This is a genomic window from Xanthomonas sp. F14, from assembly GCF_014199865.1.
In genome coordinates, this window is record NZ_JACHOM010000001.1 from 253,534 (window position 1) to 275,612 (window position 22,079).

The 22,079-nt window shown below is 65.8% G+C and carries 22 protein-coding genes; 8 read left to right on the forward strand and 14 right to left on the reverse strand.

What is annotated here, in order from left to right; all coding sequences use genetic code 11:
- Positions 1-2: 2 nt before the first annotated feature.
- Positions 3-404 (forward strand): hypothetical protein, encoded by a 402-nt coding sequence (locus GGR73_RS01155; protein WP_016901679.1) that lies wholly within the window; start codon positions 3-5, stop codon positions 402-404.
- Positions 405-523: 119 nt separating this feature from the next.
- Here GGR73_RS01155 and GGR73_RS01160 read toward each other — a convergent pair whose 3' ends face one another.
- The 5 genes from GGR73_RS01160 to GGR73_RS01180 all read right to left on the reverse strand — a co-directional run bounded on the left by GGR73_RS01160 (position 524) and on the right by GGR73_RS01180 (position 9,508).
- Positions 524-2,458: an XVIPCD domain-containing protein gene (locus tag GGR73_RS01160; RefSeq protein WP_184455299.1), complete on the reverse strand. Its 1,935-nt coding sequence runs from the start codon at positions 2,456-2,458 to the stop codon at positions 524-526.
- Positions 2,459-2,588: 130 nt separating this feature from the next.
- Positions 2,589-4,616 carry a M2 family metallopeptidase gene (locus GGR73_RS01165; protein ID WP_184455301.1) on the reverse strand — a complete coding sequence of 676 codons (2,028 nt, stop codon included), beginning with the start codon at positions 4,614-4,616 and terminating at the stop codon, positions 2,589-2,591.
- A gap of 640 nt (positions 4,617-5,256) precedes the next feature.
- Positions 5,257-6,912 (reverse strand): phosphoethanolamine transferase, encoded by a 1,656-nt coding sequence (locus GGR73_RS01170; RefSeq protein ID WP_104544241.1) that lies wholly within the window; start codon positions 6,910-6,912, stop codon positions 5,257-5,259.
- Positions 6,909-7,673, reverse strand: a complete 765-nt coding sequence (locus GGR73_RS01175) for a phosphatase PAP2 family protein (RefSeq protein ID WP_184455303.1) — start codon at positions 7,671-7,673, stop codon at positions 6,909-6,911. Before GGR73_RS01175 ends, GGR73_RS01170 begins: the two co-directional genes overlap by 4 nt.
- 101 nt (positions 7,674-7,774) lie before the next feature.
- Complete coding sequence (locus GGR73_RS01180) at positions 7,775-9,508, reverse strand: ArnT family glycosyltransferase (RefSeq protein ID WP_184455305.1); 1,734 nt, start codon at positions 9,506-9,508, stop codon at positions 7,775-7,777.
- Between the two features lie 136 nt (positions 9,509-9,644).
- Here GGR73_RS01180 and GGR73_RS01185 point away from each other — a divergent pair, with 136 nt between their 5' ends.
- The gene (locus GGR73_RS01185; protein WP_016901685.1) at positions 9,645-10,361 is read left to right on the forward strand and encodes a response regulator transcription factor; all 717 of its coding nucleotides are present in this window, start codon (positions 9,645-9,647) and stop codon (positions 10,359-10,361) included.
- Positions 10,354-11,649 carry a sensor histidine kinase gene (locus GGR73_RS01190; protein ID WP_046342007.1) on the forward strand — a complete coding sequence of 432 codons (1,296 nt, stop codon included), beginning with the start codon at positions 10,354-10,356 and terminating at the stop codon, positions 11,647-11,649. The genes GGR73_RS01185 and GGR73_RS01190 overlap by 8 nt, the downstream gene beginning before the upstream one ends.
- A 177-nt stretch (positions 11,650-11,826) precedes the next feature.
- Here GGR73_RS01190 and GGR73_RS01195 read toward each other — a convergent pair whose 3' ends face one another.
- The 5 genes from GGR73_RS01195 to GGR73_RS01215 all read right to left on the reverse strand — a co-directional run bounded on the left by GGR73_RS01195 (position 11,827) and on the right by GGR73_RS01215 (position 14,842).
- The gene (locus tag GGR73_RS01195) at positions 11,827-12,318 is read right to left on the reverse strand and encodes a hypothetical protein (RefSeq protein WP_102252572.1); all 492 of its coding nucleotides are present in this window, start codon (positions 12,316-12,318) and stop codon (positions 11,827-11,829) included.
- 69 nt (positions 12,319-12,387) lie between these two features.
- Positions 12,388-12,645, reverse strand: a complete 258-nt coding sequence (gene minE, locus GGR73_RS01200; RefSeq protein WP_005994583.1) for a cell division topological specificity factor MinE — start codon at positions 12,643-12,645, stop codon at positions 12,388-12,390.
- 2 nt (positions 12,646-12,647) lie between these two features.
- Complete coding sequence (gene minD / locus GGR73_RS01205; RefSeq protein WP_046342008.1) at positions 12,648-13,457, reverse strand: septum site-determining protein MinD; 810 nt, start codon at positions 13,455-13,457, stop codon at positions 12,648-12,650.
- Between the two features lie 35 nt (positions 13,458-13,492).
- Entirely contained in the window at positions 13,493-14,239 is a 747-nt protein-coding gene (minC, locus tag GGR73_RS01210) for a septum site-determining protein MinC (protein WP_184455307.1), read from the reverse strand.
- A 3-nt stretch (positions 14,240-14,242) separates the two neighbouring features.
- Complete coding sequence (locus GGR73_RS01215) at positions 14,243-14,842, reverse strand: GNAT family N-acetyltransferase (protein WP_054590901.1); 600 nt, start codon at positions 14,840-14,842, stop codon at positions 14,243-14,245.
- Positions 14,843-15,068: 226 nt separating this feature from the next.
- Here GGR73_RS01215 and GGR73_RS01220 point away from each other — a divergent pair, with 226 nt between their 5' ends.
- The 5 genes from GGR73_RS01220 to GGR73_RS01240 all read left to right on the forward strand — a co-directional run bounded on the left by GGR73_RS01220 (position 15,069) and on the right by GGR73_RS01240 (position 19,606).
- On the forward strand, positions 15,069-16,265 hold the full coding sequence (locus GGR73_RS01220; protein ID WP_016901692.1) for a sensor histidine kinase: 1,197 nt from the start codon (positions 15,069-15,071) through the stop codon (positions 16,263-16,265).
- Positions 16,265-16,906 (forward strand): response regulator, encoded by a 642-nt coding sequence (locus GGR73_RS01225; RefSeq protein WP_016901693.1) that lies wholly within the window; start codon positions 16,265-16,267, stop codon positions 16,904-16,906. Before GGR73_RS01220 ends, GGR73_RS01225 begins: the two co-directional genes overlap by 1 nt.
- A gap of 374 nt (positions 16,907-17,280) precedes the next feature.
- A complete protein-coding gene (locus GGR73_RS01230) occupies positions 17,281-18,462 on the forward strand; it encodes a polyketide cyclase (RefSeq protein ID WP_024939464.1) in 1,182 nt (393 codons plus the stop codon).
- Between the two features lie 95 nt (positions 18,463-18,557).
- A complete protein-coding gene (locus GGR73_RS01235; RefSeq protein ID WP_039815377.1) occupies positions 18,558-18,929 on the forward strand; it encodes a DUF423 domain-containing protein in 372 nt (123 codons plus the stop codon).
- 2 nt (positions 18,930-18,931) lie between these two features.
- The gene (locus GGR73_RS01240) at positions 18,932-19,606 is read left to right on the forward strand and encodes a DNA-3-methyladenine glycosylase family protein (protein ID WP_184455309.1); all 675 of its coding nucleotides are present in this window, start codon (positions 18,932-18,934) and stop codon (positions 19,604-19,606) included.
- Between the two features lie 39 nt (positions 19,607-19,645).
- On the opposite strand, the gene GGR73_RS01245 is transcribed toward GGR73_RS01240, so the two are convergent.
- The 4 genes from GGR73_RS01245 to GGR73_RS01260 all read right to left on the reverse strand — a co-directional run bounded on the left by GGR73_RS01245 (position 19,646) and on the right by GGR73_RS01260 (position 21,956).
- Complete coding sequence (locus GGR73_RS01245; protein ID WP_184455311.1) at positions 19,646-20,443, reverse strand: M15 family metallopeptidase; 798 nt, start codon at positions 20,441-20,443, stop codon at positions 19,646-19,648.
- A 173-nt stretch (positions 20,444-20,616) separates the two neighbouring features.
- Entirely contained in the window at positions 20,617-20,796 is a 180-nt protein-coding gene (locus GGR73_RS01250) for a hypothetical protein (RefSeq protein WP_024939461.1), read from the reverse strand.
- Positions 20,793-21,077 carry a hypothetical protein gene (locus tag GGR73_RS01255; protein ID WP_016901699.1) on the reverse strand — a complete coding sequence of 95 codons (285 nt, stop codon included), beginning with the start codon at positions 21,075-21,077 and terminating at the stop codon, positions 20,793-20,795. The genes GGR73_RS01250 and GGR73_RS01255 overlap by 4 nt, the downstream gene beginning before the upstream one ends.
- 9 nt (positions 21,078-21,086) lie before the next feature.
- The gene (locus GGR73_RS01260; RefSeq protein ID WP_184455313.1) at positions 21,087-21,956 is read right to left on the reverse strand and encodes an SPFH domain-containing protein; all 870 of its coding nucleotides are present in this window, start codon (positions 21,954-21,956) and stop codon (positions 21,087-21,089) included.
- Between the last annotated feature and the right edge of the window lie 123 nt (positions 21,957-22,079).

A 22,079-nucleotide genomic window follows, 5' to 3' on the forward strand; every position in this document is an offset into this window, starting at 1 on the left:
GCATGTCCACCGATTCCAAGCTGCGCCGCGACGCCCGCAAGCGCGCCGCCGAGCGCCAGCGCAACCAGGCCGCCGCCAATCCCGCGCCGGTTTCGCCGATCGAGCCGCATGCCGAACTGCGCGACCAGCAACGCACGCTACTGGCCGGCATCGTCCGCCGCGACGGCGAATGGGTGCTGGGCATGGACGGCCGCATCGCCGGCGAAAGCACCAGCGCCGCCCAGGTGCTGGCCCTGATCATGCGCGCAGCCGAGCTGCACGAGCGGCAGGGCACGCCGGTACGGCTGACCTATTCGGACGCGCTCAAGGACGCGGCGCATGCCGAGGCGGCCGCCGATGGCAGGGATTTCGAGGCGTTCCGGATCGAGTTCGCGCAGAAGCTGGTGCCCGCGCGCACCAACTGAGGTCATAACGCAGCGGTGTCGGCGACGCCGGCTCCGAACACGGCCCATTCCGCGTCAGCGGGCCGTGTTCGGTGCTGACCTGCGCCAGGGCTTGGCTGCGGATCAGCCGGCGCGCTGGATCAGCGCGCCGGAGCCTGTCGCTGGACGTCCTGCTGCTGCGCCTGTTCCTGCGCGGCGGCGTTGCGATCCTGCGCGGCGCCCACTGCCTGCGCGCGCTGCAGGCTGTGGTCCACCGGCGTCTGCTGCGCGGCCTGGGCATCGAAGGGTCCGCGCAGGTGCGCCGGCGAATCCAGCGCTCCCTGGACCACGAAGCCCTGTGCCGGGTCGCGGCCGAGCACCACGTGGTCGACGCGCTGCAGCCCGTGCTCGCGTGCGGCCACCAGCGCGCCGGCTGCCAGGCGCTCGCTGTCCGCATCGGGTACGCGGCCGCGCGCGGCCTCCAACTGCTCCACCGCTGCGGTGCATTGGCTCAGCAGCGCATGGTCCGGACTGGCCGGATTGCGCGGATCCGCCGCTGCGGTTTCCGCAGCCGGCTGGCGCGGAAGCGCCTCGGCGTCGATGCGCTGCAAGCGGCCGTCGTATGCCCCATCGGCGCCGTCGGCGATGCGCTGCAGCCGCTCGACGAACGGATACGGCTCGCCGCCCACATTGCGGGCCATCGCGATCGCGAAGCGTTCGGGTGACTGCGCTGCGGCGTTGCGGTCGCCGACCAGCGCCGTCAGCGAGCTGCCGCCGATCCTGCCGGCTTCGACGCTGGCCTGGGTCTGCTGCATCAGCGCCTGCATCTGCGCCTCGCTGAAGGCCAGCGTGGTCTTCTGCCCTGGCGCAATCGCACCGGTGCCCGCCATGTCGCCGCTCAGCGCGCTGTTGAGATTCTGTGCAATCGCCTTTTCCTCGCTGGCCTCGTTGCGCCCGCCCAGGCGTTGCAGCAGCCCCGGCGCGGCGACATCGCCATCGATCTCGAAGCGGTAGCTGCGTTCCTGCACGCGTTCGGTGTCGTTGCCGTCGTACTGGCGCACGATCGTCAGCGGCACGTTGCCGCCGTATTGCAGCTGCTGTACCACGGTGTAGCCGTCCTGGCCCGGTGTGCTGATGCGCACCTGGCTGCCCTGATTCCGGTTGCCGGCCACATCGGCGCTGAGCGGGCCCAATTCCAGCTGCAGACGCTGCTGCGAGCTGAAACTGATCCGCTCCACCGTCTGTAGCTCATCGACGCCGGGCACGCCCGGTGCCATCTTGCCCTCGCGTATGAACGCGCCCATGGCTGCGCGCGCACGCGGATCGGCCAGGTCGAATTGCGCGCTCTCCACACGCGACTGGCCCAGGGCGTCGGCGCGCCCGAGCAGGGCCTGCGCCGGTCCCACCTTGACGCCAACGGCGTTCACTGCCTCGATGGCTGCGTTGGGCCCGGTCACCACACGCACATGGCGCTCGTCCACCCGCTCGATCAGGTAGCTGCGGCCGCTGGCTTCGGTGATCTCGCTTTGCATGGTGAGGTGTTGCAGGCTCGCCGAGGCGTCGCGCTGGGTGTAGGTCTGGGCGTCCATCACCGCGCGCGCGCCGATCGGCAGGCTCTCCGGCTGCAGCGGATTGACGCGGGTGGCCGCCTCTGCAGGCTGGTCGGCACCGGGCAGCGTCAGTGCGTAACGCATGCGCTGCCCGGCACTGGTGCTGGTCTCGATGCTCAGCTTGCTGTCGCCGAGCTTGGTCTGCAGGCGTTGCTGCTGGCCGGTGTTGGCGTCGGCCTCGAGGTTGAAGGTGGTGGTCTTGGCCTCGGCGTCGCTGAGCTTGCCCAGGCCGAGCGAGCGGCTGCTACGCAGGCTGTTCTCGCCCAGTGGCTGCGTCGGACTGCCGCTGCTCTGCTCGCTGGTATGGGAATACTTGACCGTCTGATCTTCGGGGCTGAGCTCGATGTTGCTGCCGCCCACTTCCAGCGCGTAGTCGCTGCTCTTGCTGCTGTAGATCGGGTCGAATGCGCGGTCGTTTGCGTCGTCGATGAACTGCTTGTTGCGGTCCGCGTCGCGCGGGTCCGGGCCGGTGGAGGGGTTGTTCACTGGATGCATCCTGCATGCTGCGCCGGTGCAGCGGGCGCGCAGTATATCGCCGGCGTTTTGTGCGTTTATCAAATCAACGTTATGCGGCGGCCAGGGTGAGGGCCGCCGCATACTGCGAGAAGCGCGTGCGTCAGTGCGTTGCGGCAGGCACAGGCGTAGCACTGGCGGCCGCGGGTGCGTTCGCCTGCCAGCCGCACAATTTCCCCTGGTTCTGCTGCTTCAGCCACTCGTTCATCGGCGCGAAATATTCCAGCATCGGGCCGGCATCCAGGCGGTCGTTGCCGGTGAGTTCCTTCAGCGTGGTCTGCCAGGGTTGGCTGGAACCCCGTTGCAGCATCGACCAGAACTTCTGCCCGGCGTCCTTGTTGCCGTAGAAACTGCACTCGTACAACGGGCCTTGATGGCCGGCGGCTTCGCACAGGCCCTTGTAGAACTGGAACTGCAGGATGTGCGCAAGAAAATACCGGGTGTACGGCGTGTTGCCGGGCACATGGTACTTGGCGCCGGCATCGAAGAACTCTTCGCCGCGTGGGTTCGCCGGTGCAACGCCCTGGTACCTGGCTTTCAGTTCCCACCAGGCCTGGTTGTAACGCTCGGGGGGGATCGAGCCGTCGAACACGCCCCAGCGCCAGCGGTCGATCATCAGCCCGAACGGCAGGAAGGCAACCTTGCTCAGCGCCATGCGCATCTGCGAATTGAGCAGCGCCTCGCGGCTGGTTTGCTGTTCGCCCACCATGCCGATCGACTGCAGATACTTGGGCGTCATCGCCAGCACGATGGTGTCGCCGATCGCTTCGTGGAAACCGTCGTTGGCGCCGTTCTGGAACAGTGGCGGCAGCGGGTTGTAGGCCAGGTCGTAATAGATGTGCCCAAGCTCGTGATAGATGGTGGTGAAATCTTCTTCGGTCGGCTTGATGCACATCTTGGTGCGCACGTCCGCACCGATGTTCTGCGTCGCTTCGCCGCCCATGTTCATGTCCCATGCGCTGGCATGGCAGACCACGTCGCGGTCCAGCGGTTTGATGAACTGCGAACGCTGCCAATAGGTGTCGGGGAGCTTGGGCATGCCGAGCGAGGTGTAGAAATCCTGCGCACGTTCGGTCATCTGTTTTGCGGTGCGCAGCTGCGCTTCGCGCTCGGCCTGGAAGCGTGCGCCGCTGCCGCCTTCGGTGCCGGTGGTGCCGGTGGTGCGTGCCAGTACCGCACTCAGGTTGCCCTGATACTGTTTTTCCAGCGCAGCGGTGATGTCCAGGTCGCCGGCACCCGGGTACGGCTGCAGCAGGTCCCACAGATTGCTCCAGTCCTGCTGCCACATGTTGCCCATCAGATGTGCGGGCAACATGCCTCCGGCGAGCTCGCCCTTGTCCTTGCCGTACTGCGTATCGAGCTTGCCGCGCGCATAGCACTGCAGTTGTGCGTACAGCGGCTTGACCTGGTCCCAGAGACGGTCGGTCTCGCTGGCCAGTTGCGCTGGCGGCATGTCGTAACCGCTGCGCCACAGCACGCCGACATCGGCAAAGCCCAGCCCGCGCGCGCCCTCGTTGGCGAGCTCGACAAAGCGCTGGTAGTCCTTGCGCATCGGGACTGCAGTGCCATGCCAGCCCTGCCAGGCATCCAGTTGTTCGGCGTAATCACGGCTGCTTGCCAGCACCTGTTCCAGCTCGCCAAGCTGGCGGCAGCGGCGTTGTTCGCCATCGCCCACGCAATAACTGGCCGCACCATAATCGCCTTCCATCTTGGCGGCGATCCGGGTGAGCTCTGCCAGCTTGGCCGGGTCGCGTGGGGCGGGCAGGGCGCTCATCAATTTCAGCAGTTGCAATGCACGCGCGCTGTCGGCCGACATCGGGGTGCCTGCATACTGCTTGGACTGTCCGATCCAGCGGTCCAGTTGCGCCAGCGAGCGTTCGTTGGCCTTGGCGGCCAGCAGCTGCGAGTCGCCGTTGATATAGGTCGAGGACAACCATTGCGCGGCGGTGAGTTCCGGGTACGCGGCCTTGTACTCGGCGCTGATGCGCGCGACGAACTGGTCGGCGCTTTCCTCCGGCGCGGTTTTGGCGGCAGCGGGCTTGGCGGGCGCTGCCGCGTCCTGACGGCAGGCCGACAACGACAGGGTGCCGGCGGCCATGGCCAGTGCCAGCCACAACAAACGAGGATTCACGGGTGGTCCTTGCGGTGAAGTCCGACGCAGGCTAGAGCGCGTCGGGGTTCACCGCAAGCGCTGTCACGGTGTACGCGACTTGGGTGGGCTGCAAATCCATCTGTGCTCGTCAGAGCAAGTGCCACATTGGCGTGCTCATCGCAGGCGGGCACGGCCGTTACCTGTTTGCCCGCCATGTACTGCCAGTTGCTTCAAGACTGGGGGACCGGTGGCATTGGGTTGATGGAGCGGTGCAGGCGGATCAGTTGCAGAGCGGATGATCTGCCGCTTGGCTGCAAGGCCCCCGCCCGCCCACCATCGCGGGACACGCCGCAAATACGTCCGTGTAGGCGCTTACGCGGCATCCATGCCGCGTAAGGTCCCGCGACGGTAGGCGGGCAAGGGCCCGTCGAGATAGTCGGTGTGCACGGTAAGAGCAGTGCCTGATGCGCGTTGTTCGGAGTGTCGTGCGTCCGAAAATCTTTCCATCGCAAGTTGCGCAGCAAGTCTTCAAAAAAGAATCCGACCAACTTACTGGCGCGGTGTCCTTGCCGGCATGGATGCCGCCAGGGCGCCTCCACGGGAAGATTCACGGCGTGTCGCGCGAGCGGCTAGGGCACCGTGCCTTCGATAAGCCATGCTTGAAGAAATCCAGCTGCATTTATCCCGTGCATTGCGCGAACAGATCGCGCTCGCGCGCATAGGCGCTGGTCTTGACCTGCATCAGACCGAGCACCGACGGAAACAGCGCGTCCTGATCGGTGTACTGGCCGGCACGGTGGCGCAGGCAGGTTTCGTCCAGGCCGCGGTCGCGCGCGAACTCCGGCGAGAACCACATCACCATCGGCACGTGGGTCTGTTCCTTGGGTGCGATCGCGTATGGCACGCCATGCAGGTAGAGGCCTTTTTCTCCGAGTGATTCGCCGTGATCGGAGAGGTAGATCATCGCGGTGTCGTAGTCCTGCAGCCCGCGTAGCGTGTGGATGGCCTGGTTGAGGAAGTGATCGGTATAGGTGATGGAATTGTCGTAGGCGTTGACGATGTTCTGGCGGCTGCAACTACCCAGGTCGGCGGTCTTGCACACCGGTTTGAAGCGCTCGAACTGTGCCGGGTAGCGCTCAAAGTAACTCGGCCCGTGGCTGCCGAGTTGATGCAGCACCACCACACGGTCGCCGGGCTTTGCGCGCACTTGCGCAGCCAGGTCGCTCAGCAGGATCTCGTCCATGCAGCGGCCATCGGCGCACAGCCCTGGCGTGGTGGCATCGTCCAGCTTCTGGATGTCCAGGCCATCGCAGACGCCCTTGCAGCCGGACTGGTTGTCGCGCCACAGCGTGGAAATGCCGGCATGTTCGAGCACATGCAGCAGCGACTGGTGACCGCGGATCATGTCCTCGTTGTAATCGCGGCGGCCGAACGGCGAGAACATGCATGGCACCGAGACCTCGGTGCTGGTGCCGCAGGAATGCATGTCGGGGAAATTGATCACTCCGGCCTGCGCCAGCTCGGGCGTGGTCTGGCGCGCATAGCCGTTGAGGCCCCAGTTCTGCGCACGTGCGGTTTCGCCCAGCACCACCAGCAGCAGGCGCGGACGGCTTCCGGGTGCACGTGGTGTGGCCATGGCGTCGTGTTCGACCGGTTGCTTGGGCGCATGCTTGATCGGCGAATCGGATTTGAGGTTCTGCCGCAGTGCCACGATGTAGTTGATCGGCGTGGCCAGGTAACGCACCTCGCGGTGATTGCGCATCAATGCCGAGACGTCCTGCGACGACAGCATCGCGCCGGCCGCGCCGACCACTGCCACCACCAGCAAGAAGCCGGCGCGGATTGCCAGTGATCTGCCGATGCTGCGTGCTTGCAGGCGCGTGCGCCACAACAGCGTGGCCGGAATCAGGAAGTAGCACAGCAGCGGCAGGATCAAGCCGGGCGTGAGCAGTTCACGCGATTCCTTGTGGTCGGTGTGCAGCACATTGCGCAGCATGTCCGCATCCAGGTAGACGTTGTAGCTGTCCATGTAGTGCGCAGCCAGTGCGGTGGTGAACAGCAGCAGCGTCAACAGCGGCTTGGCGTTCCAGCGCCACACCAGCAGGCCCAGCAATAACGCATGCACGGCCACCAGCAAGGCCATCAACGAGATGGCAAATCCGAGACTGCCCGGATGCGTGGCCATGGCCGTGTGCCAGAACAGCTGATTGCACACCAGCGCGAAGAACAGACTCGACAACAGCACCAGAGTCTCGGTCGAGACCGTCGGTCGCGTCGTCCAGCTCAGTGCGCGCAGGCGCTTGAGCCCACGCGATTGCGGTAGATAGGTACTCATGCTGCATCCCCTGATTGCAACACCACATCATTGGCGCGATGCGGTCGAGCCAGCATCACGCAGTACAGTGCAAGTGCAGTTCCCCAACACACCGCCAGCGACCATAGGTCGTGCGACAGAAAATGCGCGCCGCGTAATTGCTGCGCAATCCCGAATAACAACCCTGCCGCGATGCCCAGCCACAATGCAGGAACACGCCACGCAGGACGCAGTGCTAGCGCACAGAAATACAAAGCCACCCACGCATAACCGGCACTGGCGTGGCCTGCAGGAAAACAACCGGACGCAGCAATGCCGTGGCGCGATTCGAATAGCCCGATCATTGGATGGGTGCCGCCATAACGGCTTAAATCCCATGGGCAATCCATCGCCGTCCACGACTTGAGCAAGGACACAAGCGATGTCGACAAGGCGATTGAGGTCGCGAGATATGTCAATGGCCAGCGCATTGCGCGCAGACGTTGGTTGCACCAAGCAAGCACAGCCAGCACCAATACACCGATGGCTGCAGCCGTGCTCAACCACTTTCCAATTCGATGGACGAGGTCGCTGGTAAACCAGTGGTCTTTCAGTAGCCAGTGTCCGCCTTCCAGTCGATACAGCGCATCGGCAATCCATTGGTCACCGCCGAGGTTCATCAATAGCGCACTGAGCAGTGCCACGCATGCCAGCGGAAGCCACAGGTGCAGAGCAAGAAATCGCGTCTGCAGCAATGCGGAAGAGCGCGCTGATCTCGGCGCGTAAATGGGAAGCGTGGTCATCGAAGAATCGGGCTGGTCGTCATTACCCTGCATCTTCGAAAGCGGCATGTCGGAAAGTGGTCGGACCCGAGTTGCGCGAACGTTAACGTTTATCGGGTATATCAATCCGCGTCGGAATCCGCACTTATCTCCTTTTCATCGGATATTCGTGAGATGCAGCCGGCATGCCATGCCGTGCCGTGTATTAACTGCCATTGATTGCGGTTGGACTCGCCAATATCGATCCGTTGCGCCGGATCGATGCACGCCGGTACCGCCTGCTTGAGGACGAACAGCCAACGGCGCTCAGGTGCGTCTGCAAGCCATTGACCTGCCTTGGCCCACTGCTGCTGCCAACTCGCCTTGAAGCCGAAGTCGGTGACCGGTCGATCCGCCTGCAGCATGTTCTGCTCGCGCCAGGCCAGCATGCCGAGCTCGGCCTGCGGGCCGATGCGCTGTCCCACGCGCTGCATCAAGCCAGCGGCAGAACTGTAAGGGTCCAGTGCCGGCATCAAGCCCAGGCCATACACGCTCCATAGTGCGGCGGTCACCACCACCACCGCGGTGCCGGTGCGCTTGCCACGCGACCATGCAATTGCCGCCAGGCCGATCACGCCCAGGCCGATCAACCAGAGACCCACCGATCGCAGCGAGGCCAACTCCATCCCGCGCTGCAGGGCGGTGTTTTCCGCCCAGTGCAGATGCAGTGCGATACCGCTGCCCAATGCAAGAGCGGCCAGCGCAAGCAGCAGCAGGTAGCCGGTCAGCAATACGCGGACGCCACGTTTGCGCAGCAGCCCGGCCAGAAGCGGTGCGGCGGCGATGCACAGGGCCGGCAGCATCGGAAAGATGTAGACCTCGCGCTTGCCCGGGCTGGCGCTGAAAAACACCAGCACCAACATGCTCCAGGCAAGCAGCAACAGATAGCGCGGGTCGCCGTGTCGCAGCCGCCGCCACCAGGCCGGCAGCAGCCAGGGCAACAGCAGGCAGCCGGGCAACCACAGCGTGGCGATCACCTGCAGGTAGTACCAGGCCGGCTTGAGGTGATGCCAGGCGTGCGCATAACGGGTACCGGTCTGCTTGAACAACAACTCGTGCGCGTAGGCATGCAGCGCCGGGTCGTTGCTCTGCCACAACGCGATGCCCAGCGGACCAAGCCACACCGCGGTCCCCGCCAGGAACGCGGGCAGCACCAGCAACCAGCTGCGCCCGGCCTGTGCGCGTGCCGGCAGCACGCGCCAGTGCCTGCGCGGCAGCGCCATCCACGGCAGCAACAGCAGCAAGGGCAGAAAGCCCACGCCCTTGGTCACCGTGCCCACGCCGGCGGCGAACAATCCCAGCGTCCATGCGCGCCAGTCCGGCCCGCGCAGCAGATGCCGCAGCATCCCCCACAACGACAGCGTGGTCAGCGCCACCAGCACCATGTCGATCTGCGCACGCTTGGCCATCAGGCCGAACTGCAGCACCGCAAACAACGCCAGTACCGCATGCCGCGCCACGCGCCGGTTCCACAACCGCCGCGCAATGTCCCAGGTCAGCCATAACGTGGCGAGCGCAGCCAGCAGCGACGGCAGCAGGAACGCGACCGGCCAGTGCGGCACCAGCTCGTAGCTGGCTGCCTGCAACCACATGAAGACCGGCGGTTTTTCGGCATACAGCTCGCTGCCCCGGTGCGGCAATAGCCACTGACCGGTCGCGACCATGCTGCGTGCGGCCAGCACAAAGCGCGGCTCGTCCGGCGGGTTGGGCTGGCGCAGGCCCAGCCCGGCCAGCAGGCTGACGACGATCAGCAACACGGCGGCGAGCAGTGCGCGCTGGCGGGAAGTGGCGGCGGAGATGGCAGGCGACACGCGCACGCCCCGATCGGTGGGGCGCCACACTATCCGGCAAGCAGGTCGGAATTTTGTCGGAGCCATCCAGAGCGGCTGTGTTCGGCCAGGCTCGGTTAGGATGCGCACATCGTCCCTGCCGGGCCGCCCTGGAAACGCGCTCATGCGGCTGCTGGTCATCGAAGACAATCGCAACATGGTTGCCAACCTGTTCGACTATTTCGAAGCGCGCGGGCACACCCTGGACGCAGCGCCCGACGGCATCACCGGCCTGCATCTGGCCACCACCCAGCAGTACGACGTCCTGGTGCTGGACTGGATGATGCCGCGCATGGACGGCCCGGAAGTGCTGCGCCGCCTGCGCGAGCAGCACCAGTCCGAGCTGCCGGTGATCATGCTCACCGCCCGCGACGAGTTGCCCGACAAGATCGCCGGCTTCCGGGCTGGTGCCGACGACTATCTGACCAAGCCGTTCGCGCTGCCGGAACTGGAGGTCCGCATCGAGGCCCTGCTTGCGCGTGCGCATGGACGCCGACGCGGCAAGTTGTTGCAGGTGGCCGATCTGCGTCTGGACCTGTCTACGCTGGAAGCCACCCGCGCCGGCCAGGTGCTGCACCTGTATCCGGCCTGCCGCAAGCTGCTGGAAGTGCTGATGCAGGCCAGCCCCGCCGCGGTCACCCGGCAGCGGCTGGAGCAATCACTATGGGGCGACGATCCGCCCGATGGCGACATGCTGCGCTCGCATATCTACGAGTTGCGCCGCAGCGTGGACGGCCCGTTCGCGCAGAAACTGATCCACACCCTGCCGCGGCTGGGCTATCGCCTGGCGCCGCTGGAAGGTGCCGGCGATCCGGCTGCGGGCGAGTGCAGCGATGCTTAGGCAGCGCCCGTTGGGCCGCCGCGTGCTGGTGTGGTTGTTCGGCTACACGTTGTTGATGGTGCTGGCGGTGTTCGGCACCGCGCAGTATCTGCACGAGCGCGCAGAACACGGCGTGTGGCGCTCGTTGCTGAATTCGGAGCTGGACAGCATCCTGGATCGCAGTGCGCAGAATCCGGATTACCGCTGGCAGGACTCGGACACCTTGCGGCTGTATCGCGTCGACGGCAGCGCGGCAGTGCCGCCGGTGTTGCGCACGCTGCATCCCGGCCTGCACGACGAGCTGGAAATCGCCGGCCGCCAGAGCGCGGTGATGGTGCGCGACACGCCGCATGCCGGGCGCCTGGCGCTGGTGCTGGATATCACCGACTTCGAGGCGCTGGAGCAGTTCATCACCCGCTGGATGCTGGCGGCAGGCGTCGCGCTGATCGGCATCACCTTGCTGATGGGGACTTATGCGATGGCGCGGCTGGTGCGCCCGCTGGTGGAGCTGGCGCGCGACATCGGCGCGCTGCGTCCGGAGCGGCGTGCGCAACGCATTGCTGTTGGCCCGCAGGGCAGCGCCGAGCTGTACGTGATTGCCGATGCGCTCAACGACTATCTCGATCGCAACGGCCAGTTCGTCGAACGCGAACGCGCCTTCATCGACAGTGCCAGCCACGAGTTGCGCACCCCGCTGGCGGTGATCGGCAACGCCGCCGAACTTGCGCTGGAGCAAGCCGGCACACCACCGGCGGTGCGCCACCAGCTGGAGCGCATCGCCCAGACCAGCGCCGCGGTGGAGCAGTTGATCACCTTGTTGCTGGTGCTGGCCAAGGACCCCGGCCGGCTGACGCGCAGCAGCGATACGCTGCGTCTGGACCAGTTGCTGCCGGAGATCGTCGCCGACCACGCGCATCTGCTCGCCGACAAGGACCTGCAGGTACTCACCGACCCGCTTCCGCCATGCAGCCTCACCGCACCGGTGGCGATCGTGCAGACCGCCATCGGCAATCTGTTGCGCAACGCGATCGAGAACAGCGACCGCGGCATCATCCGCGTCTCGCTATCGGCACCAGGTGTGGTGCGCATTGCCGACCCGGGCCACGGCATGACGCCGGAGGAGATCAGCGCGATCTACGCGCGCCTGGCGCGCGGCAACGCACGCCAGGGCAACGGCATCGGGCTGGAATTGATCGGACGGCTCTGCGAGCATCTGGGCTGGCATCTGAACCTGGATTCCAATGCCGGGCAGGGCACGGTGGCGACGCTGGACCTGTCCGGGGCATTGGCCGCGACAGCGAAGGGCTGATGGGGCAGTCACGCAGGCGGTGACATCGCACGTGGTCGCGCACACGCCGCGTGTGCGGCATCTGCCAGCGCCCGACGGCCGTTTACTGCAGCGTGGCAGCCACTGCGTTGAGTGGACCCATCGACTGATCTCGAGAGCCGCATCCAGCGCAACGCCCCTCGACCACGGCGCGGGCACTCAGGCCGGCAGCAAACCGCGCGCGCTCAACCAGCTGCGCGCATTTTCCGCGTCCTGCTCGAACCAGGCGCGCGTGGATCCCAGCCGGTAGGTGTAGCCCCAGGTGTCCATGTCGGTCATCAGGCGCGCGCTGCCCACGCCCGGCAATTGCTCGGCCAGCAGGATCTGCAGATAACAGGTGGCGTCTTCCTCATCCACCGAATCGGTGGCGTCGGTATGCACAGCCGCGCGCTTGTCGGCCGGCAGGACGATCAGGTGCCCGGCCTCGTGCAACAGCGAATGCACCGGCGTGTCGTCACGCACATAGACATCGCAGCCGATGATGCCGGCTTCCGGTTCGCCCCAGAAACTGCCAGGGATCGGCGCGCCGGCTTCCACGCGATGCAGGCGCAGGCCATAGCGGGCGAGCAGCGCGGCCGGTGCGTCCAGGCCGATATCGCCCACGCACAACACGCTGGCTGGCTCGGGGCTGGGAGAGGAATCGATGGTCACACGCAAAGGCTCGCGGTCGGTTCGGGCCGTCAAGGCGGCACCGTGCAAACACGGTGCCGCAGGGGACGCTTACTTGTCGCCGTCTTCGGGCAAGGCAACCGAAATATCGAGCACGTCATGCTCGCCATCCTTGACCAGATCAACCCGCACCGCATCGGCGTCGATGTTGACGTACTTCTTGATCACTTCCAGCAATTCGCGCTGCAGCAGCGGCAGGTAATCCGGCCCGCCGCGGTGGTTGCGCTCCTGCGCAATGATGATCTGCAGGCGGTTCTTGGCCGTCTCGGCGGTGTTCTTCTTGCTCTTGAGAAAATCGAGCAGGCCCATGCTTACCCTCCGAACAGCTTGCTGAAGAAGCCTTTCTTCTCCACGGATGTGAATCGCATCGGGCGCTCTTCGCCCATGATGCGGGCGACCGCGTCGTCGTAGGCCTGGCCGGCCGGGGACTCGGCATCCAGGATCACCGGCTCGCCCTTGTTGGAGGCGTTGAGCACATCGCCGGATTCGGGAATCACGCCGATGGCCTTCAGCCCCAGCACTTCCTCCACGTCGGTGATGCTGAGCATCTCGCCGCCTTCCACGCGGCCCGGGCTGTAGCGGGTCAGCAGCAGGAAGGCCGGCACGGTCTGGCCTTGCTCGGCCTTGCGGGTCTTGGAATCGAGCAGGCCGATGATGCGGTCCGAGTCGCGGACCGAGGAAACTTCCGGATTGACCACCACCACCGCACGGTCGGCGAAATACATCGCCAGGAACGCGCCTTTCTCGATGCCGGCGGGCGAATCGCAGACGATGTAGTCGAAGCCGTCGGCGGCCAGGTCCTTGAGCACCTTCTCCACGCCTTCCTGGGTCAGCGCGTCCTTGTCGCGGGTCTGCGAGGCAGCCAGCACGTACAGGTTGTCGAAGCGCTTGTCCTTGATCAGCGACTGCTTGAGCGTGGCTTCGCCATGCACGACGTTGACGAAGTCGTACACCACGCGCCGCTCGCAGCCCATGATCAGGTCCAGGTTGCGCAGACCGACGTCGAAGTCGATGACGGCGACCTTCTTGCCGCGCCGTGCCAGCCCGCAGGCCAGGCTCGCGCTGGTGGTGGTCTTGCCAACGCCGCCCTTGCCGGAGGTGACTACGATGATTTCAGCCAAAGGATTTCTCCGAATATTTCTGTGGTTGGGCTGCGTCAGTCCAGCGCAGCGATCTTGATCTGATCCTGCTCCAGCCAGACCTGGACGGCCTTGCCACGCAGGTCCATGGGAACATCGTCCAGCACCTTGTAGTGGCCAGCGATGGCAACCAGTTCGGCGTGGAAGTCGCGGCAGAAGATGCGCGCGTCAGGGTTGCCCTGGGCGCCGGCCAACGCGCGGCCACGCAGGGTACCGTAGATATGGATGCTGCCGTCGGCGATGACCTCCGCCCCGGCACCGACCGTACTGAGCACAGTCAGGTCGCAGTTCTCCGCATACAGCTGCTGGCCCGAGCGCACCGCGTTGCGTTGCATGCGTCCAGGCGCCGGCCGCGCCGCGGGCGCTGCGGGTTCGGCACGCGCCGGTGGTGGCGGGGGCGGCGGCGGGCTCACCGCGGTCGGCTCGTATTGCGCACGGAACTTGGCCAGCAGCGGTACGCCGAGCTGCTGCGAGAGCAGGTCGATCTCGCTGGTGCCGTAGGCCAGTGCCACCGGCAACACGCCGGCATCGCGCAGTCCGTCCAGCAGCGCCTTGGCCGTGGCCAGGTCCGGTACCTGCGACAAACCGCCGAAATCCAGGATCACCGCCGCGCGTCCGAACAATTTCGGCGCGCGGATCACGCGCTCGCGCATCTCGCGCACCAGGCGCGGCACGTCCAGCGTGCGCACGCGCAGGTTGGCAATGCCCACCTGGCCGATCTTCAGTTCGCCGGCCTGTTCAAAATCCACATTCACGCTCGCCACGCCTCAGCTCCCCATCGACGGGTTGTCGGTGGCGGCGGCATGACGCGGCCGGCCGACCCACGGCAGGTGGTCGGGCAACTTGCCGGCATAGGTCTCCTTGACCCACGGATAGCTGCACATGTCTTTCATCAGCATGCTGGCGCGCACCTCGACATCGGCCATGGTGTTCTGGCCGACCTCGCGGAAGCCGAAGCTGCCATGGAACAGCAGCGCCGCATCGGCGCCATGGTCCAGGAACACCTCGCAGGCCAGTTGCGGGTAGCGCAACTCGGTGTAGCTCTGCACATCGGCGTAGAACGCACGCCCGACGCCACCGCCGCGACGGCGGCTGGCGACCACGATGCGGTCGATATAGAAGAATTCCGGGTAACGGTCCCGGAACCAGGCGAAATTGCTGCTGTCATGCGCACTGCCGCTGCCGAACCCGACCAGGAACCCGGCCAGGTTGCCGTCGCGCTCGGCGACGCGGAAATATTCGGCCTGCTCGTAGAAACGTTGCAGCTTGGTTGAATCCAGCGGCAGGATTGCCAGTCCGGCATTGTTGTTCAGGGCCAGGACGGAATCGAGCTCGTGCTCGCGCACGTCGCGGATAACGATCGACATTGGGACTCCGTGGGGTAACGCTCTCGACCCGAAATCGGATCTGCGTCGGATTATTGCATGCGTGGCCTGAAGCGGCGACCCGCTGTGTGCCGCCAGCCAGGCATGAGAGCCGACTGCAGCATGCCGACGCCGGCAGCTCCTGCTACCAGGGCCGTCGCGCCATGCCACGCGTATGCATGACTTCCGGCAAGAGGGCAGCCGCCCGGCGAGCGCCTAAGATGCCTGCATGTTGGGATACCTCAGTCATACGCGCGTCCTGCGCTTCGCCGGCCTGTTCACCTGGGCAATGATCGCCATGCCCTTGGTGTACACCTATTGGCCGGCCGCCGAAGAGGGCGACCACCGCAGCGTGGCCGAAGGCTTGCTGATGTCGGCGTTCTTCGTCGGCTTCGGCGCCAGCTACTTCTGGCTGACCCGCGGCCTGAGCAGCGGCGGCCATGCGCATTGGTACGACCGGCTGATCCTGCTGCTGCTCACCATCTTCGCGCTGGCGGTCAGCTATCTGAGCGGCACCGGGCTGGGCAGCATCCTGATGATGGTGGCGGCCGGGGTGATCCCCTGGCTGCTGCCGCTACGCATCGGCGTGGCCTGGCTGGTGCTCAGCCAGCTGGCGGTGCTGCCGGTGTTCTATTACCTGCGCCCGGACTTCACCCTGTTCGCCGCGCTGATGCAGTCGCTGCTGTACGGCGGCTTTTCGATGTTCATCTTCGTGACCAGCCTGGTCGCGCGCCAGCAGACCGATGCCCGCGAAGAACAGCGCCGGCTCAATGCCGAGCTGCGCGCCACGCGCGCGCTGCTGGCCGAAAGCGCCCGCGTCAACGAGCGCACCCGCATCTCGCGCGAGCTGCACGACCTGCTTGGCCACCACCTCACCGCGCTGAGCCTGAACCTGGAAGTGGCCGGCCACATCACCGACGGCCAGGCCCAGGAACACGTGCGCCAGGCGCATACGCTGGCCAAGCTGCTGCTCACCGATGTGCGCGAAGCGGTCAGCCACCTGCGCGACAGCGGCGCGATCGACCTGGAAGCGGCCCTGCGCCCGCTGGTGACCCAGGTGCCGTCGCTGGACATCCACCTGGACATCGCCCAGCCGCTGACCCTGGACGACCCCGAGCGCGCCCACGTGCTGCTGCGCTGTACCCAGGAAATCATCACCAATGCAGTGCGCCATGCCGGTGCGCGCAACCTGTGGATCCAGGTGCGGCGCGATGCCGACACCGTGTTGATCGACGCGCGCGACGATGGCCACGGCGCCGACACGGTGGCGCCCGGCAACGGGCTGCGCGGCATGCGCGAGCGGCTGAACCAGTATGGTGGGCAGCTCGAGATTCAAACCCGGCGGGGTGACGGCTTCGGCCTGCGCATCTCCGTTCCAGGCGCGCCGGCACTGATGCCTGCGGCCGTGACTCAAGGAGTGTTCTGATGATCCGTGTGTGCCTGGTCGACGACCAAACCCTGGTACGCCAGGGCATCCGCTCGCTGCTGGCGCTGGATAACGGCATCGAGGTGGTGGCCGAGGCCTCGGACGGCAAGCAGGCGGTCGAGCAGATCCCGCAGGTCCAGCCCGACGTGGTGCTGATGGACATGCGCATGCCGGTGATGTCCGGCCTGGAGGCGCTGCAGATGCTCTCGCGCAACGGCACGCTGCCGCCGACCATCATCCTGACCACCTTCGACGACGACCAGCTGGTGCTGGCCGGGCTCAAGGCCGGCGCCAAGGGCTACCTGCTCAAGGACGTCTCGCTGGAACAACTGGTCGGCGCGATCCGCACCGTGGCCGACGGCGGCTCGCTGGTGCAGCCGGCGGTGACCCAGCGCCTGCTGTCGGGCCTGGAGCACATGCGCAACGAGTTCGTCAGCCTGGACCGGCCCGATCCGCTGACCGACCGCGAGACCGAGATCCTGCGGCTGATGGCCAGTGGCTTCTCCAACAAGGAGATCGCCAACTCGCTGGGCGTGGCCGAGGGCACCATCAAGAATCACGTCTCCAACATCCTGTCCAAGCTCGGCGTGCGTGACCGCACCCGCGCGGTGCTGAAGGCCTTCGAGCTGCAATTGGTCTGATCGGCAGCGCAGGCGGCGCGGCGTGCGGCATGGCGGCCACGCGTGCGCGACGCTGCGCGTACGCCAGGGCACCCGGCGGGGTGGTCTGGTCGTTTCCGACCTGATCACGCACGCGGCCGGGAGGCAGAACGTGGCGCCGGCGGCAATCGCATCACACACAGGCATCGCGCGATGTGCATGATAGCTGCGCGCAATCTGACCAAACCCTTGTGCAGGTTGGGGTTGCGCAGTCATGGGCTGCGCGGTTGCGCGGTGGATGACACCGCAAGACCGCGCTACCCGTCGCACAACTGAACATCTTTCTCGAAGCCTGCTAGGATGGCGGCTTCGCTTCACTCAACCCGGCCGTGGGATCGGCCCCGGAGACCTCCTGAATGACCCGTATTATCGAGTTCCTGATCGCCTTGGGGATCGTGGCTGGCTTGTTTGTCGTGGTGGGCTTGGTGTTGCCCTCGGAGCGGCAGATGTCCGAGAGTGTTGAGACCAACCGCAGGATGACGATTGTTTACGACACCGTGAACAGCTTCCGTCGTTTCAAGGATTGGAACCCGCTTGTGCTGCGTGACCCGAAGATCCAGCTGAAGCTGGTCGGCCCGAACGAGGGCAAGGGTGCACGCGTCGAATACAGCTCCACCGAAGGCTACATCGGCGACGGCAGCTGGGAGATCACCAACAGCGTCAAGAACGAGCGTGTTGAGATTTCGATCGACGATCCCACCAAGGGCTACGACAAAGTCACCAACTTCACCCTTGCGCCAACCGGCAAGAACAACAAGAACGTCAAGATCACCCAGGACTACAGCGTCAAGTACGGCTGGAACCTGTTCGGTCGTTATGCCGGCCTGTATGTCAGCCGTCACGTGGGCGACGACCTGAAGCTGGGTCTGTCGCGTCTGGCGACCGCACTGGCCACCGTGCCGAATTTCGACTACCGCGCCCAGCTCGACGGCAAGCCGGTGTTGAGCGATCTCAAGCTCGTCGATGTGCCGGCCGAGGACCTGCTGGTCGTCAACGCGGGCAACATCGATCGTGACAACGAGACGATCAAGAAGTCGATCAAGGACAACCAGGAGTGGATCAAGCGCGTGATGGACGCCAACGGCCTCGAGGCTGCTGGTCCGGTCCGCATCGTGACCACTGACTTCGCTAGCGACAAGTACGCGTTCGACGTCGTGCAGCCGGTCCGCAAGCGTGCCGGTGGCGCGCCGAAGACCGATGCCAAGGCCGACACCGCCAAGGCTGATGCCAAGAAGGATGACGCCGCGGCTGCCGCACCTGTGGATGCAACCCCGGTTGCTGCAGCGGGCGAGGAGTTGAAGGTCAACATCCCGTCGGAAGCACCGGTCAAGTACGAGCGCACCAAGGCACACCGTTCCGCGTTTGCGACCTACGCAGGCCACATGGCCGGCCTGGACGCAGTGCGTAGCTCCCTGCGTGCCTGGGCTGCCACCAACGGCAACGACGTGACCGAGCGTCCGTACGAGTCGTGGAAGGGCGGCGTAGACAAGTCGTTTACGCAGGACGGTACCTACGACGTCTACTGGGCCATCAAGTAATCGTCTCACCACGATGATCTGATCCAGACGAAAACGCGCCGCAGTCCTGCGGCGCGTTTTTTTTTGCGCCACGGCGCTGCAATGGAATCGCCTTTATGTCACTGCTCGAACGTCGCAAGAAACATCCGTCGCTGCTGGCGTTTTGCGGCGCCTTGCTGGCCGCCAGCGCGGTGGGCCTGTCGGCCTATGCCTCGCATGGGGTGGCCGATGCGCTGGTGCAATCGCGGCTGCAACTGGCAGCGCTGTATGCCTTTGGCCACGGTGCCGTGCTGACGGTACTCGGCGCCACCGAAACGCGCGCGCTTGGCCGGCTCGGCCTGTATCTGCTGTTGCTCGGCACGCTGCTGTTTGCCGGCAGCCTGGTCGGCGGCGCGCTGCTGCACTGGCCCACCAGCCTTGCACCGGTGGGCGGCGTCAGCCTGATGCTGGGCTGGGCGGTGCTGGCGATCGGCGCGTTGAGGCGCTGAGCATGCCGCGCCATACCCGCGGATTCGATGTGGAGGCCGCCTTTGCGTACCTGAGCCGGCGCGATCGTGCGCTGGGCGCGTGGATGAAGCGCATCGGCCCGATCACCGCGCAGCCGGGTTGGCGCAAGCCGTTCGATCCGGTGGACGCGTTGGCGCGCGCGATCCTGTTCCAGCAACTCAGCGGCAAGGCCGCATCGACGATCGTGGCGCGGGTGGAAGCGGCCATCGGTGCGTCGCGCCTGCATGCAGACACGCTCGGTCGCATCGACGACGCGGCACTGCGCGCGTGTGGCGTGTCCGGCAATAAGTCGCTGGCGCTGCGCGATCTGGCGCGCCGCGAGCGCGATGGCGAGATTCCCTCCCTGCGCAGGCTCGCCTTCATGGACGAGGAAGCGATTGTGCAGGCGCTGATCCCGGTGCGCGGTATCGGCCGCTGGACGGTGGAGATGATGCTGATGTTCCGCCTGGGGCGCCCGGATCTGCTGCCCGTCGATGACCTGGGCGTGCGCAAGGGCGCCCAGCGCGTGGACAGGCAGGAACAGATGCCCACGCCGAAGGAACTGGCCATCCGTGGCGAACGCTGGGGCCCGTACCGCAGCTACGCGGCGTTTTATCTATGGAAGATTGCCGACTTCAGCGTGGCAGCCAAGGTGCCGACGCCGCGCTCGCAGGAGTAGGGCGTTGGATTGCGCGGTGCGTGCGGCTTGCCGCGCGCATTACGCCGCCGACCAACGCCAGTGCCAGGGCTCGTAGATGATGCCGTAGGGATTGTCGCGCGGATAACTCAGCCGGTAGCCAAAGCGATCCGCGTTGTCGCGCAGCCACGCGAAGGCCGGCGTGGTCTCGAAGGATTCTTCCACCGGCGGCTCGCCGGGCGTGCCGATATCCAGTGCATCGCCGCTGTGGTGCTCGCTGAAGCCGGGTGCGGTGTTGACCGCCAGGATCTGCGGCACCGTCAGGCCGCGCGCCAGCTTGCGTTCGAAGATCGCCAGTTGGTAATCGTGGCTGCGATACCCGGACAACGCATCCAGCAGCACGCCAGCGCGTGCAGCGTCGGCCTGCATCTGCCGCCATGCACGGCTTGCGCCGGCGCTGAGCCACAACGGCCGTGCAAAACGATCGCGTCCGGCAAAGTGCAGGGCAGCAGGTTCGGCCACCAGGCTCAGCCCGGTCTGCCGTGGATACGCCTCCACGTCGATTTCCAGTTGCGCCAGCCGCTGCTGCACGCCGCTGACCGGCAACAGCGTGTTCGTACGGTCCGATGCACGCCCGCCTGGCAGTTCCAGCAGCGCCAGTGCCTCGTCCAGCCCCGGCTCGTACGCCAGTCGCGGGATCAACGGCATCACGCCCTGCGGCAGATGCGCGGCCAGGTAGCGTCCGTCGCGCTTGCGCCGCAGCAGCCAGTCGGCCTGCGCCAGCACGCGTGCATCCGCATTGCCGCGCGCACGCGGCAGGTCTGCCGGCCACAGTTCGATGTCGGAGGTGTTGAGCAGAAAGCGTGGGGAGTTGCGCATCGCCGCAGCTTAGCGGGTGCCACGTGAGGGCTGCCAGTCCGGAGCGGCGCGAACGCTTGCCTGCAGCGATAAAGATGCTCCGCTGAGCGGCGGCGGGGCGGATGCATGCGAGCGGAAGCTGATCCGTTCTGACGATCACTCACGCCTGTGCTTGTTCTCAACCGGGCTTACTTTCAGGCATCGGCGTCCTTGTCGCCCTGCGGCTTCGGCAGGCGCCCGGCCTTGCGTAGCGCATCGCGCAGTACGTATTCGATCTGCGCGTTGAGGCTGCGCAGTTCGTCGTCGGCCCAGCGCTGCGCGGCGGCCAGCACGTCGGCGTTGATGCGCAGCGGATAGGCCTTCTTCTCGCTCACTCGCGCTCCTGGCGGCCGCTGTGGCGGCGCAGGTGCATCACCATCGACACGATCAACACATTCACACCGACGAGCATGCCGATCACCACCGCGTAGATGCCGGCGCGGTTGTCGCCGGCCCAGTACAGGCAGGCAGCACCGATCAGGATGACCAGGCTGATCAGGGCCCAGCGCAGCCCCAGGCCGCGCGCGCGGTCGTCGTCGTCCGCACCGATGGAGGCGGCGATTGCCAACGCAGGCAAGCCGGAAAGCGCGACGACCAACGGCACCATGACATTCATTGCATCACCTCAATACAGCGAGCCGGCGTTGACCACCGGTTGGGTACCACGATCAGAACACAACACGGTGAGCAGGTTGCTGACCATATGCGCCTTGCGCTCTTCGTCCAGCTGCACCACGCCGTTTTTCTGCAGTTCGGCCAGCGCCATTTCGACCATGCCCACCGCACCGGCGACGATGCGCGTGCGTGCGGCGATCACCGCATTGGCCTGCTGGCGTTGCAGCATGGCCTGGGCGATTTCCGGCGCGTAGGCGAGGTGGCTGATGCGTGCTTCGATCACGTCCACGCCGGCCTGGGTCAGGCGCTCGTCCAGATGGCGCTTGAGCTGTTCGCTGATTTCGGCCGGATGGCTGCGCAGCGAGATCTGATCGTCTTCGTGCTGATCGTACGGGTAGCTGGTGGCCATCGCGCGCAGCGCCGCTTCGGACTGGATATGCACGAAGCTTTCGTAATCGTCGACGTTGTAGACCGCCTCGGAAGCGTCCAGCACCTGCCACACGATGACCGCAGCGATCTCGATCGGGCTGCCGTCCAGTTCGTTGACCTTGAGCCGGCCGCTCTCGAAGTTGCGCACGCGCTGGCTGACCCGGCGCTTGGCGTAGAAGGGGCTGTTCCAGCGCAGGCCCGGGTCCTTGACAGTGCCGACGTACTTGCCGAACAGGCTCAGCACCGCCGCCTGGTTCGGCTCCAGCGTGTACAGGCCGGCCAGCATGAAGATGCCCGCCGCCACCACCAGCAGCGCAATCAGGAGCCCGGCTGGAGTCGGGCTGCCGGCCGCCAGGGTCGTGAGAATGAACCAGGCGGCGCCCGCGAACGCGGCGCCAGCGGCGAGGATGACCGGGATGCCCGGCAGTGAGCTGATCGGCTTCTCTTTCATGAGGTGGGTGTCCTTGGGGAGTGGAAAAAAGATATCAAAGTGATATCAGTCGATGCAAGTCGCGCAGCCGGCGGCCATGGTGACGGCCCGTTAGAATGGCGGCCCCCTCCCGATCTGGACTGC